13 protein-coding genes are annotated in these 16,371 nt (G+C 39.1%); all 13 read left to right on the top strand.

The genetic code is table 11. From position 1 onward, the window contains the following. Nucleotides 1-77: 77 nt before the first annotated feature. The 13 genes from BMX10_RS18415 (at nucleotide 78) to BMX10_RS03135 (ending at nucleotide 16,302) form a co-directional block, all read left to right on the top strand. Nucleotides 78-206: a hypothetical protein gene (locus tag BMX10_RS18415; RefSeq protein WP_280140735.1), complete on the top strand. Its 129-nt coding sequence runs from the start codon at nucleotides 78-80 to the stop codon at nucleotides 204-206. Then, on the top strand, nucleotides 199-1,668 hold the full coding sequence (locus BMX10_RS03080; protein WP_090439183.1) for a sodium:solute symporter family protein: 1,470 nt from the start codon (nucleotides 199-201) through the stop codon (nucleotides 1,666-1,668). The genes BMX10_RS18415 and BMX10_RS03080 overlap by 8 nt, the downstream gene beginning before the upstream one ends. Before the next feature lie 2 nt (nucleotides 1,669-1,670). Further along, nucleotides 1,671-3,455, top strand: coding sequence for a sensor histidine kinase (locus BMX10_RS03085; RefSeq protein ID WP_090439186.1), 1,785 nt, complete (start codon nucleotides 1,671-1,673; stop codon nucleotides 3,453-3,455). Further along, nucleotides 3,430-4,824 carry a sigma-54-dependent transcriptional regulator gene (locus BMX10_RS03090; RefSeq protein ID WP_090439189.1) on the top strand — a complete coding sequence of 465 codons (1,395 nt, stop codon included), beginning with the start codon at nucleotides 3,430-3,432 and terminating at the stop codon, nucleotides 4,822-4,824. Before BMX10_RS03085 ends, BMX10_RS03090 begins: the two co-directional genes overlap by 26 nt. Nucleotides 4,825-4,997: 173 nt before the next feature. Next, on the top strand, nucleotides 4,998-5,768 hold the full coding sequence (locus BMX10_RS03095) for a LamB/YcsF family protein (protein ID WP_090439192.1): 771 nt from the start codon (nucleotides 4,998-5,000) through the stop codon (nucleotides 5,766-5,768). A 20-nt stretch (nucleotides 5,769-5,788) separates the two neighbouring features. Next, a complete protein-coding gene (locus BMX10_RS03100; protein ID WP_090439196.1) occupies nucleotides 5,789-6,991 on the top strand; it encodes an NRAMP family divalent metal transporter in 1,203 nt (400 codons plus the stop codon). A gap of 68 nt (nucleotides 6,992-7,059) precedes the next feature. Further along, complete coding sequence (gene pxpB / locus BMX10_RS03105) at nucleotides 7,060-7,815, top strand: 5-oxoprolinase subunit PxpB (RefSeq protein WP_090439199.1); 756 nt, start codon at nucleotides 7,060-7,062, stop codon at nucleotides 7,813-7,815. Beyond that, nucleotides 7,802-8,848, top strand: coding sequence for a 5-oxoprolinase subunit C family protein (locus tag BMX10_RS03110; protein WP_090439202.1), 1,047 nt, complete (start codon nucleotides 7,802-7,804; stop codon nucleotides 8,846-8,848). Before pxpB ends, BMX10_RS03110 begins: the two co-directional genes overlap by 14 nt. Nucleotides 8,849-9,138: 290 nt before the next feature. After that, nucleotides 9,139-10,572 (top strand): Na+/H+ antiporter NhaC, encoded by a 1,434-nt coding sequence (nhaC, locus tag BMX10_RS03115; protein WP_090439203.1) that lies wholly within the window; start codon nucleotides 9,139-9,141, stop codon nucleotides 10,570-10,572. 117 nt (nucleotides 10,573-10,689) lie between these two features. Next, complete coding sequence (locus BMX10_RS03120; RefSeq protein ID WP_208976098.1) at nucleotides 10,690-11,901, top strand: M20 family metallopeptidase; 1,212 nt, start codon at nucleotides 10,690-10,692, stop codon at nucleotides 11,899-11,901. A 33-nt stretch (nucleotides 11,902-11,934) separates the two neighbouring features. Further along, nucleotides 11,935-13,458 (top strand): amidohydrolase, encoded by a 1,524-nt coding sequence (locus BMX10_RS03125; RefSeq protein ID WP_170834657.1) that lies wholly within the window; start codon nucleotides 11,935-11,937, stop codon nucleotides 13,456-13,458. A 139-nt stretch (nucleotides 13,459-13,597) separates the two neighbouring features. Then, a complete protein-coding gene (locus BMX10_RS03130) occupies nucleotides 13,598-15,172 on the top strand; it encodes an amidohydrolase (protein ID WP_090439211.1) in 1,575 nt (524 codons plus the stop codon). Continuing rightward, nucleotides 15,166-16,302: an AfsR/SARP family transcriptional regulator gene (locus tag BMX10_RS03135; protein ID WP_090439215.1), complete on the top strand. Its 1,137-nt coding sequence runs from the start codon at nucleotides 15,166-15,168 to the stop codon at nucleotides 16,300-16,302. Before BMX10_RS03130 ends, BMX10_RS03135 begins: the two co-directional genes overlap by 7 nt. The last annotated feature ends 69 nt before the right edge of the window (nucleotides 16,303-16,371 follow it).

The following is a 16,371-nucleotide window of genomic DNA, read 5'->3' on the forward strand; positions in this document are numbered from 1 at the left end:
TATAGTAAGCTCTGGATGCTAGTTTCTGGAGCTTTTCTTTTATAAAAATATAGTTATGTGAAGGGGAGAGGGGACGAATGACGTATATTGCGGGATTACCTATAAAAACTTTTGTGATTGTGGGAGGGCTTTTTGTTATTTCCACTTTAGCTCCTTCTATTACAGCACTTATTATAAAGCATAGAAAGGGATGGGAAGATGAATAAAACCATTGTATATCTCTTATACTTTACCCTTTATACCATTATACTGTTGTTTTTTGGGAAAGGTGGGTTTAAACAAACAAAAAATGCTCGAGACTTTTTTGTAGCTGGAAACAGTTTGGGATTACTAGCCAGTATTTTTACCTTTAGTGCCACTTGGTTTAGTGCTGCTTCCATGCAGGGTGTTTCTGGTTCTCTATATGCTTATGGATATAATACTGTATTGTATGCTATTGTACCATGGTTTTTAGGAGCAGCTTTTTTGGTGGTACTGGCATCAAGGCTTAAACAGCATGATATTTTAACGGTGCCAGAGTATTTTTATAAAAGGTATGATAGTAAATGGCTGCAAGCCATGGCAGGTATCATGATTGTGATCACCTATATCCTATATATGATTATTCAAGTAAGAGGCTTTGGTATTGTTATCTCAGAGCTGCTGGATATCAATTATATTTTTGCCATTGTATTGGTATACTTATTTGTCATCTATACATCCTTTGGTGGTTTATTTTCTGTGACAAAAACTGATGGGTTAAATATTGTATTAACTGCCATAGGAACACTTTTAGCCACAGTGATTATTCTAAGAAATATTGGGGGCATCAACCTTATGCATGAAGGGGCTGCTTTGATTGATACGAAACCCTTCCCACGATTTCTTCATAACACAGAGCAGGGGGCGTTGCTGGATCCCTTTGCAAAGGGAGAACTGCCGCCTCTGTTAACCTTTACTTCCTTTTTTGGATGGGGACTGGGTTTAGCAGCAAATCCTCAATATGCTATTCGGATTGCCTCTGCCAAGAATACAAAAACAGCAATCAAAATGATCTGTTATTCCGTATTTTTCTTAGCTTGTATTTATGTGGGTATGATGGTGATTGGAATAGGCGGCAGAGTATTACAGCCTACTATACAATCCATTGATTCTGTTGATGAGGTGTTTCCGTATTTGATCAACAATGTTATTTATTCTCCTTTTAGCGGGTTTATCCTTATCAGTATTACAGCTGCTGCTATTTCTACAGCCAATTCACAACTTCTCATTGCTGCCAGCGGGTTCACCTATGATCTATATAAAAATCTAGTGAATCCAAATATACAGGAGGATAGGTTTCTAAATCTCAATAGGGTGTTTATCTTTGCTGCAGGAACAGTTTCTTTGCTTCTGGCGATTAATCCTCCAGAAAGCTTGCTGATTTATGGAGGGTATATTTGGGGTTTTTTCTCCTCCACATTTTTGCTGCCCCTCTATGGAGGATTGTTTTGGAGAAAAGCCACAAAGGAGGGGGCTGTTGCCGCTTTTATTATGGGGCTTTTCACCATGAGTGTTTTTATGGTAAGAACTTTTTTAGTTGTTGGAGAAGCAAACACTTTGGTACATCCTGCCTTACCTGGAGTCATAGCTTCTGCCTTAACATTTTATTTTGTCAGTAAATATTTTTATGAAAAGGGAAGGAGATAACAGTGCGAATTGATATTGAGAACAAAATACTCATCCCTTTTATGATTTTATTAATTCTGTCTATTATCACGCTGGGCATTGTATCCTATTGGAATGGATATCAGCTATTGTTAGAGAATGAAACAAAAAATCTATCTATGCATTTAGAAGAAATGATATTTTTCATAGAGGATGTTGCTGAAAGTGTTGAAGACGGAGGACTAACTGAGGAAGAAGGAAAAGCAGCTGTCCTTGATTATTATCAGCGACAGGAGAAGGAAAATCTGGTGATCTTTGATGGGGAAAGGCTCTTATTCAATAAGTTTCATGTAGATGATGACAGGACGAAAGAATTTTTGGAGGAAGCTTTGGATGGTGAAGAAGCTACCTTGCCCATAGGCAATGATATCTTGATTTATAAAAGCTATGATCCTTGGGGATGGATCATAGGCTATGGGTTAAATAAAGGACTCTTTTCCTATGAGGTGCTAGAAAGTCAGAAGTATATGATTTTAGTAGCAATTATTTCTTTGATTTTTTCTATGCAGGCAGCTATTGTAATTTCTCACAATATATCAAAGCCTATAAAAATGCTGGCGGATTTATGTGATAAAATAGCCCAAGGCAGCTTTAATGAAAAAATTGAAATTAAAAGAAAAGATGAAATTGGGATGCTGGCCAATGCCTTTAATAATATGGTGTACCGTCTTCAAGAAAAAACAACAAAATTAATAGAAATCACCCAGTTGAATGAGGATATTCTGAGAAATATTGCAACCGGGATTATCACGACAGATCAACAGGGAAGGATTTTATCTATAAATCAAGCGGCAAAGGAGTTGCTGGTGGAGTATAAAGAAAAAGACGGTCAAAAATATATTGAAAAAAAGTTATTGAATCAGGTAAAAGAAACCTTGAGCAGTAGTAAAAATATCAACCATGTTGAAATATTTGATCATGTTGATGAGGGCAATAAAATTTATCTGGATGTTACCACTTCTTTGTTAAAAACAGATGAGGGCTTTGTCAGCGGTGCTATTTGTAGTTTCAATGATATCAGTGAAAGAAAAAAGATTGAGAATAACATGGAGACCTTAGATCGATTAACCTCTATCGGACAATTGGCAGCGGGGATTGCTCATGAGATCCGTAATCCTTTAGCTGGAATGAAAACCAGTATTCAGGTTTTAAAGAATAGATTGTGCAAAGAGGAGGGACAAGCTAATGAAAAGTTATTTAATGGGGTATTATATGAAATTGATAGAATCAATCATTTGATTACAGATATCTTAGACTTTGCCAAACCCAGAACACCGAAATATGAAAAAACAGATTTACTTATGATTTTAAATCGAGCACTGGATTTAGTAAAGAAAACAGCTGAGGAAAACCATATAAAAATATATCTCGAGAACCGATGCAGTAGACCTTTGGTTTTTGTGGATTCAGCTCAAATTGAGCAAGTGTTCTTAAACATTATAAAAAATGCCCTTAAAGCTGTAGAAAAGAATGGAACGCTGAAGATTATCCTGGATGTTCATCGTCAAGAGAAAGCTTCCTTTGTTACCATGGAGTTTCATGATAATGGCTGTGGCATTGAACCAGATAATCTGGAGAAAATCTTTGATCCCTTCTTTACCACCAGCCCTCAAGGGACGGGACTGGGGTTGTCGGTGGTATATGAATTGGTAAAAGGAAATCGTGGAAAAATGGATGTTCACAGTACTGTGGATGTAGGTACAAAATTCAAAATAAAATTTCCCTTGTATGGAGGTGGCGACCATGAGGAAAAGAATATTGATTGTTGATGATGAAGAGATGATACGTCTGTCACTAAAGGAAGGCTTAACGGATTTAGGCTACCAAGTCAGTACCGCTGAAAATGGCATGAAAGCCTTAGGAGAAATGGAGGATTTCAAACCTCAAATTATTTTTTTGGATATGCGGTTGTCGGGTGAAAGCGGATTAGAGTTAATTCCCAAAATAAAGGAAATTGATAGGGATGTAGAAGTGGTCATCATGACGGCCTATGGAGATATACAGACAGCGGTAAAAGCTATAAAAAGAGGGGCTTTTGATTATATTAATAAACCCTTTGATCTAGAAGAGATCGACATTATTATAAGGCGGATTATAAAAAGCTTAGTATTACAGAAAAAGGTTTATTTACTAGAACAAGAAAAAAAAGCACAGTATGAATATATGCTGGGGGAAGACCCCAGTATGCAGGAGGTAATAGATAAAATTCATATTTTATCCAGCAATGATACGGTAACTGTATTAATCCAAGGGGAAACGGGAACAGGAAAAGAGCTTGTTGCCTCTGCCATCCACAACAATAGTATTAGAAAAGATGCTCCTATGGTAAAAATCAATTGCGGGGCATTGCCTCAGCAGCTTGTAGAGAGTGAGCTGTTTGGTTTTGAAAAAAATGCCTTTACGGGTGCCAATACTAGAAAGAAAGGCTTGTTGGAGGTGGCGGATGGAGGAACAGTTTTTTTAGATGAGATAGGAGAAGTTTCCTTAAATGTTCAAACGAAGCTGCTGAGGTTTCTTGAGGAGAGAAAGCTAAAAAGAGTTGGCGGTTTAGAGGATATCGAGGTAGACATTAGAATTATAGCTGCCACCAATAAAAATTTAGAGGAGGCCATTAGTAAAAAAGAGTTTAGAGAGGATTTATATTATCGGTTGAATGTGGTACCTATTTACCTACCGCCTTTAAGAGAAAGAGGAAGAGATATCTTGGTGCTGGCAGAGCATTATTTGCAGGAATTTAATAAAAAATTTCACAAAAGGATAAAGGGCTTTACAAGAGATGCAGAAAAAGGACTTTTAACTTACTCTTGGAGGGGGAATGTACGGGAATTGAAAAATATTATTGAGAGAAGTGTTTTATTGGGAGAGGGAGAAGAAATTGATTTAAAGGATTTACCGTTTGAAGCCCATAAAGATAGCCATCAAAGTCTCCTGGGGAACATAAAGAGCAGAGGCCAGCAAGACTTAGGTAAAGCTCTACCTCCAAACTTTTCTTTAGAAAAAGAAATACAAGAGATAGAGACACAATATATCCTTTTGGCATTGCAATACTGTAATAACAATTATTCTAAAGCCTCAGAAATGTTAGGGATAAGCAGATTTGCCTTAAAGAGAAAAATAGAAAAGTATGACTTAGAATAGAATCTGAGCGATTTTGCAACAATTGTGCGAATTCGCTCTTTTTCACGAGCGATTCTGAACGCAATTTATTAAAAAAAGATGTCAATTATACGAAAATAGAGAAAATTCAACAGTGATGATTTTGGCATCGATCTTGCTAATTATTATAAGAAAAATAGGGAGGTGTAGTGACGATGCATCAGGTAGATTTAAATAGTGACATTGGTGAGAGTTTTGGAGACTATAAACTAGGTTTAGATGAAGAAGTGATTCAGCATATTTCCTCCGCCAATATTGCCTGCGGATGGCATGCTGGTGACCCTGTTGTCATGGAGAAAACGATAGAAATGGCAGTGAAAAGAGGTGTGGCTGTAGGGGCACATCCAGGATATCTGGATTTAATGGGTTTTGGAAGACGGGAAATGGTCATCACTGGTGAAGAAGCAAAGGCCTACATGAAATATCAAATTGGTGCCTTATGGGCATTTGCAAAAAGTAAGGGTGCAAAGATACAACATGTGAAGCCTCATGGAGCGTTGTATAATATGGCTGCCAAGAATGAAATGCTGGCCAAGTCCATCGCTGAGGCTGTTTATGAAGTGGATTCTGATATGATTTTGGTAGGGCTTGCCAACAGTCAATTGACCAAGGCTGGAAAGGAAATAGGGTTGAAGGTGGCCAGTGAGGTATTTGCTGACCGGGCTTATAATCCAGATGGCACACTGGTATCTAGAAAGCTGGAGGGTGCGGTGATCCATGATACTGATAAAGCCATAGCGAGGGTGGTTCGTATGGTGAAGGAAGGAAAGGTAGAGGCTGTGAATGGAGAAGATATCATGATTCAAGCGGATAGCATCTGTGTTCATGGAGATAATCCCCAGGCTGTGGCCTTTGTAAAGACCATAAAAAGCACCTTAGAAAATGAAAATGTTCAAGTGATCGCAATGGAAAAATTCATTAAGTAAAAGAGAAAAGGAGAGAAAGAATGATAAAGAACAAAAAGAAAAATGCAAATTTTGGTGTCCTATTAGGAGCAGCCTTCCTGATGGCAACATCTGCCATTGGGCCAGGTTTTTTGACGCAAACTGCAACTTTTACAGAAAGATATGGTGGGAACTTTGGTTTTGTTATTTTGGCCACCATTATCTTAACCTTTGGTGTACAGCTGAATATATGGAGGATTATTGGAGTTTCAGGTATGAGGGGGCAGGATATTGCCAATAAAGTAGTTCCTGGATTAGGTTATTTTATTGCTGCTTTAGTGGCTTTAGGCGGATTGGCTTTTAATATAGGGAATGTTGGTGGCGCAGCTCTAGGCTTAAATGTGTTACTTGGCATTGATATTAAGCTAGGAACAGCTATTGCGGGGATTGTCGGTATCATTATTTTCTTATCAAAGGATGCTGGACCTATTATTGACAAATTTACAAGGTTGTTGGGAGGATTAATGATTATCCTAGTGGCCTATGTTACTGTTTCTACAAACCCACCAGTGGGTGAAGCGGTGGCAAGAACCATAGCTCCTGATGATATTAACATGTTGATTTTCCCCATTATCACTTTATTAGGTGGAACAGTGGGGGGATATATTACCTTTGCCGGCGGCCATCGTTTGATTGATGCTGGCATCAGTGGGGAAGAAAATTTAAGAGAAATCAACAAAAGTTCTCTGATGGGTATTGGTATTGCTTCTATTATGAGAGTGTTGCTCTTCTTAGCCATACTAGGGGTTGTAACAAAAGGGATGGGATTAGATCCGTCTAACCCAGCAGCGGATGCATTTTTACATGGGGCAGGAAATATAGGCTATAAATTTTTTGGGATGGTTTTAACAGCAGCTGGTTTAACCTCTGTAGTAGGAGCTGCTTATACCTCTGTATCCTTCCTTAAAACCTTAAATAGTACAATTGCCAAGCATGAAAATTATTTTATCATTGGGTTTATTGCTGTCTCAACTGCCATTATGACCTTTATAGGACAGCCTGCAAAACTATTGGTTTTAGCAGGATCTCTAAATGGATTAATTTTGCCTGTAACCTTAGGTACCATTTTACTTGCATCACGAAGAAAGGATATTGTTGGTGAATACAAGCATCCTACTTGGTTATTGGTATTTGGAATCATTGTTGTTATTCTTACTGCCTATGGCGGATGGGTGTCCTTGCAAAACATTCAAAATCTATTTTAAGGGAAGACATAAAATCATATAACAATCAAGGTGGATGTTTGTGTCCGCCTCTAATGGAGGAATCCTAAATGTATGATAAAACAAAGTATCTAGCTGCTGGAGATCAAGCTCTAGTGATGGAGTTTGGCAACAGCATATCAGAAGAAATCAATAGTAAGATTCGTTCTATGACAGCCGCCATTGAAGGGCAAAATATAAAGGGAATTGTTGAATTGGTGCCTACTTATCGCTCTTTGATGATTCATTATGATGCTCTGCAGGTGAATTATAGTGAATTGTTAGAGAGTTTGAAGGCGCTGGAGGAGCAACTGGGAAGTATTGAATTGCCAGCACCACAGGTAGTAGAAATACCAACATTATATGGTGGGGATTATGGTCCAGATATTGAAAATGTAGCGAAACACAATCAAATGACGGAAGGGGAAGTAATCAGGGTCCATACCTCTAAAGAGTACTTAATTTATATGTTGGGCTTTACGCCAGGTTTCCCTTATCTAGGAGGAATGGATGAAAGTATTGCTACCCCAAGACTTGAAACTCCTAGAACTAAGATAACTGCTGGATCAGTAGGAATTGCAGGTGGACAAACGGGGATTTACCCAATTGATAGTCCAGGGGGATGGCAATTGATTGGCAGAACTCCTATCCGCCTATATGATCCTGAAAGAGAACCTGCCATCTTATTAAAGGCAGGCAATTATATCGTTTTTAAAAGTATAGGAGAAAAAGAATATCAAGAAATAGAAAAAGCAGTGAAAAAAGGTACCTATCAGTATAAAAGCTACCCGAAAAAAGAGGAGGGTGGTCAACATGGGACAAATTAAAATCATCAAACCTGGATTGTTGACGACCGTGCAGGATCTAGGTAGGTATGGTTATCAGCAATATGGCGTTACTGTCTCGGGTGTGATGGATCATGTTTCTGCTAGATTGGCCAATGCTTTAGTAGAAAATGACGAAGGTGAAGGATTGCTGGAAATCACAATGCAGGGGCCGGAAATAGAGTTTTTAGAAGACATGGTTATAGCTATAACAGGAGGAGATTTACAGCCATGGTTAAATGGCCAGCCTATAGCAATGGCCAGAAGTATGTTGGTACAAAAAGGAGATAAGCTGACCTTTAAAGGCATGAAGAGTGGATGTAGAAGTTACATCGCTTTTTCTGGAGGTATAGATGTGCCGGTATTGATGGGAAGCAAATCCACCTTTACTAGGGGAAAAATTGGCGGTTATGAAGGGAGAGCTTTAAAAGCAGGGGATATCCTAAAGGTCGGTGAACCAAAAGAACCTTTCAGCTCATTGGTAGATAGAGAGATTTATGAAAATCTATATGAATACAATGCTGTAGTTGAACTGAGAGTGGTTTTGGGTCCTCAGGAGGAGGCTTTTACAGAGGCAGGACGACGAACCTTCTTTAGTAATGAATATACTGTCACCAACGAATGCGATAGGATGGGTTATCGACTTGAAGGAGAAACCATTGAGCACAAGGATGGAGGAGATATCATCTCTGACGGAATTTCCATGGGAGCGATACAAATTCCCAGTCATGGCAAACCGATTATTATGATGGCAGATCGACAGACAACAGGTGGGTATACCAAGATAGGAAATGTTATTACTGTTGATTTACCTAAGGCGGCTCAGGTGAAGCCAGGAGATAAGATTGTCTTTAAAGAAATAACCTTAGAAGAAGCGCATCAATTGTTGAAAGGATTAGAGGACAAAATAACAATATTAAAGCAACAGTGTAGTAGAAAGTATGGTAAACAAGAAAAAGAAGTAAAAAGAACTAGAAAATTCCATTTAAAAATCAATGGTAAACCATATAATGTAGTGGTAGAAGAGCTAAAATAGGTGAAAGGGGTAAGCCCCCTTTTCACCTATTTTCTGTTTATTTAGTGTTATAAAAAGAATAAAAATTTTATTGGAATTTTCTAAAAATAAAACGAAATAAAACAAAACCTAAAACGAACCAACAAACAAAGGCGTGGTATGTTATTATAAGAACATACTATTTTTGACCTTGTATATGACAAGCTTACATTACATTATAGCGGAAAAGTAATGGAAAATGGCTTAAGGAGGTGTAGAGGGTTTAAATTGTTTTGTTTTAATAAAAATATAAGTTAAGGGGGATTTATTGTATGAGTACAGAAAAACGACCAAGTTTTGGTGCGGCACTTTTTGTTATTTTATTCTTATGTTTTGCAATGTTCGCACAGATTTTTATTATCGGTGAAGATTGGATCACACACATTACATTGATCGTAGTTGCAGCGGTTGCAGCCATCGTAGCTATGGCTTCTGGTTTTACCTATGATGATGTTCAAAAGGGAGTATTATATGGCTGTGAAATCGCTATGCTTCCAATGCTGATCTTGATGATGGTAGGGGTTCTGGTTGGTTCATGGATACCGGCAGGGACCATACCTACCTTGATTTACTATGGACTTAGCTTTATATCACCTTCAGTATTCTTGCTTACTGTAGCCATTGTTTGTGTTGTAGCTTCTGTATCTACAGGAAGCTCTTGGACCACAGGTGCTACCTTTGGTGTAGCCTTTATGGGAATCGGTCATGGATTAGGTATCCCGCCAGCCATGACAGCTGGTGCAGTTATTTCAGGTGCTATCTTTGGAGATAAGATGTCACCATTATCAGACGCTACCAACCTAGCGGCAGGTGTGGCAGAGGCAGATTTGTTTGACCATATCAAGAGTATGTTCTATACTACTGGACCTGCAATCCTAATCTCTTTTGTATTATATGCCTTCCTGGGCATGCGTTTTGCTGGAGGAGAATTAGATACAGGCCAAATCGATATTATTTTAGCAGGTTTGAGGGAAAACTATCTTATTAGTCCTATTACCTTGATTCCGCCAATTATCGTTGTTATCTTAGCGGTAAAGCGTGTATCTGGCTTGGCGGTTATGATTATTGCTTCCATCGTTGGTGGCTTGTTTGCAATCTTCTTCCAGGGATATAGTGTTGGAGATGTAGCCAACTTTATGAACTATGGATATACTTCTAGCACAGGGATTGCAGATGTAGATGCACTGCTAAGTCGTGGTGGATTACAAAGCATGATGTGGACCATATCCTTAGGTTTTATTGCCCTTAGTATGGGGGGCATCCTTGAGAAAACAAAGGTATTAGAGGTATTATTAGAAAAAATCTCAGGTCTTGTAAGCACTGCAAAGGGATTGATCACTACCCATGTAATCTCTGCTATAGCAGTTAACCTGTTTTCTGCAAGTCAGTATATGGCCATCTTGATTCCAAGTCGTATGTTTGTTCCTGCCTATAAAAAGCAGAGAATCTTACCTCAGGTGAACTCTAGAACTGCTGAGGATGCTGGAACAGTAACTTCTCCATTGGTACCATGGGGACTTTGCGGGGTATTCTTCACTGGAGCCTTAGGTGTTCCTACCATGGAGTATTTCCCCTATGTATATCTATCCTTCGTTACACCAATTATAGCGGTTATCTATGGTTTCACTGGAATGTTTATTTTTAAAGAAGGAGATATCAAGTCTGTAAAAACCTATAATGATGATGCAGAAGAAGCAAAAGCTTAGTTAAAGCTATTGTAAGAATAGAAATTATATATGCCTTCCTATTTATATGTGGGAAGGCATTCTATTTCATCTAGAGAAAAGTATAAGGAAGTAAATTTTTCAATAAGGAGGTATTTTGTGGAAGCTACAAAGGATTTATCTCAATACATCAACCGAGAAAAGGTAGTTGCTTTACTAACAGACTTAGTGAAAATCTATAGTCCCTATTTTAAAGAGGATGAAATCATGAAGTACACCCATAAATGGTTGAAAGACAGAGGGATGGATGCCAACTTTCACCATTATCATGAAAAAAAAGTTACCAACTTCCGTGGAACCAATGTTGTTGGCCGTTTGCAGGGGAAGGATGAAGGACCTATTGTATTGTTAAATGGACATTTAGATACAGTGGAGATTTGTGAAGGCTGGACGAAGGATCCATTAGGAGCAAAGATAGAAGGAAATAAGCTTTATGGAGTAGGGGCTTTAGACATGAAGTCAGGCTGTGCTGCTATGATGCTGGCAATAGATGCTTTTAACAATACAGTACAGGAGTTTAATGGAGAGGTGCTTTATACCTTTGTATCGGATGAAGAGGGGCCTTATGGACTAGGGACAGATGCGCTGATTTTAGATGGTTATACAGATTATGCTGATGTGGCCATTGTAACAGAGCCCAGCAGCGGATTTCTGGATGAAGTTTTTCCATGCCTATGCCTAGGGGCTAGAGGAGGCTGGAACTATACAGTTACCTTTAAGGGAAAAAGTGCCCACGCTGCCAGTCCTGAGAAGGGTGTAGATGCCATAGGAGATGCGGCAAAGGTATTGTTGGAGCTTCAAAATGCACCCACCAATAATGATCCTAAGCTAGGCACAGGCTCCATCGCTGTTATTGAATTTAAAGGAGGAGGAGCAGCCTGCAGTGTAGCAGATACTGCATCCTTTACAGTATTTAGACATACAGTTCGAGGTGAGGATCTTAGCTATCTCCGAAGAGAAGTGGAGGAAGCCATACAAAGAGCTGGGATACAATCTACTGCCACGATGCAGTTTAGAGAAGCGCCTCATCCAGATTCCGGAGGATTTCATCCTTATATCGTCTCAGAAAGTAATCCTTATACAAGGGTAATGAAAAGTACTATGGAGAAGGTAGTTGGAAAGCCGGCAAAAATAACATATTTTCCAAGCATAGGGGATTTTAACTCCTTAGGAGATAGAGCAAAGCTGCCTACCTATGTTTTTGGGCCAGTAGGGAAAAACTATCATAGCGCTGACGAATATGTAGAAATTGATTCGGTTGTAAAAACGGCTGAAATCATATATCATTATTTAGTAGAGATACTTGTTTAACTACCACTTTATATGAATGAGGATGGTGACCTTGTGAGTAAAGTAGACATCTATACAAATGGTAATGTGATTACCTGTGAAGAGGATAAAAAAACTGTTGAGGCTTTTGCTGTGAAGGATGGCAATTTCATAGCTGTTGGCTCCAAAGAGGAAGTGATGAAGGCAGCAGGAAAAACTGGTATTTTCCATGACCTTCAGGGGAAAACAGTGGTACCAGGCTTTTTTGATAGTCATGTCCACTTCGTCCAAACAGGTCTCAATGCTTTAGCTATACAGCTTCATCATTGTAAGACAATAATGGAAGTATTAGAAACCATAAAAAGTGCCCCTAAGGCCGCAAGGGGCATTATTAGAGCAGTAGGCTTTGATGAAAGCGCTCTAAAGGAAAAGCGTTATCCCACCATGGAGGAGCTAGACGATGCTGTGGGCAATAGAGCTCTATGGATATGTAGAATTGATTCACATGCCAGTGTAGTTAACTCTATGGCTTTTCAACAGTTAGAGTTGCCGGAGGATACTGCCGGTATTGTAAAGGATGAAGTGGGAAGACCGACAGGGGTTTTAAAACAGGAGGCCAATTCCTTAACTAGAGGCTATGTGCTAGAAAGCACCACTACAGAAGAAAGAATCAAGGCTGTCAAAGCGGCGGAGAGGATTGCCCTTGCAAAGGGGGTAACAGTAGTCAATGCCCTAGAAGGGGGTAAGCTTTTTCATGATAATGATGCAGAATTTTTGCTGCAGCACAAAGAAGAGCTTAAAATAGAGGTAGTACTTTTTTATCAAACCACTGATGTGAAAAAGGTACTGGAAAAGGGATTAAAGAGAATAGGCGGATGCGTCATACTAGATGGCTCCATAGGCTCTAGAACTGCAGCTGTTTCTGAAGCTTACTTCGATGATCCTTCCACCAATGGGGTACTGTATTTTCAGGATGAAGCATTAAGAGAGTTTGTGCTAGAGGCCCACCGCAATGGACTGCAGCTGACGGTCCATGCTTTAGGAGATAGAGCTATCCAACAAATTATAGACACCTATAAGTATTGTCAAGAGGTGTTTCCTAGAAAGGATCATCGACATAGAATTGAACATTTTGAACTGGCCACAGAGGAGCAAATCAAAGAGGCGGCAGCTATGGGATTGATAGTATCTATGCAACCAGCCTTTGAGTGTTTTTGGGGTGGCGCAGATGGTATGTATAGAGAAAGATTAGGAGAGGTAAGAGGCTGTAAAACCACGCCATTGGGCTTGGTGGTGAAGCATAAAGGAATTGCTGTAGGGGGTTCAGATAGTGATGTAACAGCTATTGACCCACTGCTGGGCATACAAGGGGCAGTCACCCATGAAAATGAGGAGCATAGAGTTTCTCCATACGAGGCTTTAAAAATGTTTACCATCCATGGAGCCTATGGTGTTTTTCAGGAGGACTGTAGAGGCTCGATTAAAACGGGAAAAATTGCAGATTTTGTAGTGCTAGAAAAAAATCCTCTTACTACCGAAGCAAAGGTGATTAAGGATATTGCTGTATTAAAAACCTATGTTGCTGGAGAAGAAGTCTAAATAAACAGCCCTTGTTTAAAATGCAGGGGCTTTGTCTCTCAATAGTAAATTATAAATTACTACAACTGTGGGTAGCTTATAATTTCCTATTGAGTGGGATGTGCAGAAAAATAGATGCCTTGAAATAGGAGGTTTGAACATGCATAATAAAAATTTATTACTCTATAATGGGAAAATAATCACCCTCTCTGAGGCAAGGCCAGCAGGAGAATGGGTTTATATAAAAAAAGGCATGATTGAAGATATAGGAATAGGTGAAGGGTACAAGGCTTATATCTTTGATGCGGAAGTCATTAACCTGAAGGGTGCTACTGTTGTACCAGGCTTGATTGACAGTCATGTACATCTTATGGAAACGGCCCTCAATGTTTTGAGCAATCATTTAGGGGACTGCGGCTGTATCCAGGATATTTTAGACCTATTAAAAACCGCGAAGGAAGAAAAAACCGAGTGGGGAACCATGATTCATTGTATTGGTTTAGAAGAAATCAATCTTCATGAAAAAAGAATGCCCACCCGTTGGGAGCTGGATCAAGTGGTGAAAAACAAATTGGTTTGGATTTCAACGGTAGAGTATCATGTGAGTGTAGTAAACACCTTAGGCTTTCGATTACTAAACTTGCCCTTTAACCTCCCTGGTATAGAAAGAGACGAAGAAGGGGTACCAACTGGAGTGCTAAGAGGTAGAGCAAACTTTTTGGCTAGAAAAAAACTATTAGGCATTACCTCTGATGAAACTAGAGGAAAAGGAGTAAGGGAAGTCTTTAAAAAGATAATTGCTGCGGGGGTTACCACCATAAATGCCATGGAAGGAGGCTTTCTCTTTCACGACAGAGATGCGGTGTATGTCCATAAAAACCTAAAAAAATTCCCCATTGATGTGGAGCTCTTTTTCCAGACCACAGATATCAATAAGGTCAAGAAAATGCACCTAAAAAAAATTGGTGGTTGTATTTTTGTTGATGGCTCCTTTGGTTCCTCTACAGCAGCATTGGAGAATCCGTATACGGATAATGAAGAAAATAAAGGAACATTGTTCTTTACAAAGGAAGAGATTACAACCTTCGCTACAGAGGCGGTTGAAAACAATCTAGATGTTACAGTCCATGCTATTGGTACAAGAGCTTTAAGTCTTGTATTGGAGGCCTATAAGATAGCCATCAGGAAAAATCCTAATAGTACTAGCATTATGCGAATTGAGCATTTTGAATTGCCTACCAAGGAACAAATTGAAACAGCCGTAAGGCTGGGAATTATACTATCGATGCAGCCGGCTTATGAGTATTTTTGGGGTGGAGAAGGAAAAATGTATCAAATGAGATTAGGGGATTTGAGACGAAGAAATACCAATCCCTTTGCCACCATCATTGCTAATGGAGGCATCATTGCAGGAGGCTCTGACAGTGATGTTACTCCTATCAATCCTCTACTAGGAATCCATGGGGCTGTAAATCACCCAACAATAGAGGAAAGGGTTAGTCCTATAGAAGCTCTAAAAATGTTTACCATAAATGGTGCAATAGCCATAGGTAAGGAGGATATAAAGGGAAGGATAGCGAAAGACTATATAGCAGATTTATGCCTACTGGACAAAAATCCATTAGAAATAGATGTGGATAAAATAAAAGATATACAAGTATTGGGAACGATAAAAAATGGGGAAGTATTGTACTTATCAGAGGAGATAAGTGCTGGGGGTGAGGAAGTGTGTTAAGATTTCAATTCTTAGGGGAACCAAAGGTTTTAGTCAAAGAAGAAGAAATAAACAAAGAAATTAGCAGTAAAGGGGTAGGCATCTTAGCCTACCTTGTTAGCCATAGAGGCCAGAGGGTTTCTCGGGATCGAATCGCCTCTATTTTTTGGAATGAAAGCACACGCCAATCCTCTAAATACAATTTTCGTTATACCCTTTGGTCTATTAAAAAGGCATTAAAGGATCGAGGAATCAAAGAAGAAATTATCCTTACTCCTGACAAGGAATCCTGCAGTTTTGCAGAGAAAGGTCCTTGGAAAAGCGATACCGTCCAACTGGAGAAAGTAATAGAAACCATAAGAAATGAAGGAGCATCCCTAGCTCACTATAAGGATATCATCCATCTCTACGGAGGAGAGTTTTTAAAGGATATTCCCTTGAGGGGAAATCCAGAGTTGGATGATTGGATTATTTATGAGCGGGAAAGGCTGCAAAAACTATATTTTGATGGTTTGACTTTATTAGCCCAGTATTTTTCTCATATAGGGCAGTATGCTAAAGGAATAACCTGTCTGCAAAAGCTATTATATATTAATCCCCTCCAGGAGCAGCTGCATAAGCAGTTAATGGAGCTCTATTATTTAAAAGGCGATAGAGTAAAGGCTCTGCAACAATATGAAAAATGTGTAGAGGTACTAAGATCAGAGCTCAATATTAGTCCTATGGAGGATATGAAGGAGCTTTATCATAGTATCAAGACACAGCAGGAGGAAGGAAAGGGTTATACCAGCAGTAAAGTGATTTATAACAATATAAACTACTTTGTAATGGCAGAAATCATTGAAAAAGTAGTAGGGGTCTATCCAGAGGCATTGGGGGAGCTTCCTAATGGAATCCTTTGGGAGCTTTCAAAACTGGTTCCTAGTCTTGAAAAGTATCCTCAAGCGGCACCCATGTATTATCAGTCTCAGGAGATAGAAAAACTAAGAATTTTTAAAGGAACAGCAGAGCTTTTAGAAAAGGCTCAGGCATTAGGAGAGCTACCTGCTATTGAAATTAAAGGTGAAGTGGACAATGCATCCTCACAATTCTTAAAATATATAAGTGTGAATCATGCCAACCTACAAATCACAATTAAAAAGAATACATAAAAAGGACCTAGAGTGAAAAAACTCAGGTCCTTTTGGCTAAGATGAATCAAGATTTCTATAGATTCATCT

It is taken from the genome of Natronincola peptidivorans (genome assembly GCF_900111615.1).
Classification (GTDB): Bacteria; Bacillota; Clostridia; order Peptostreptococcales; family Natronincolaceae; genus Natronincola_A; species Natronincola_A peptidivorans.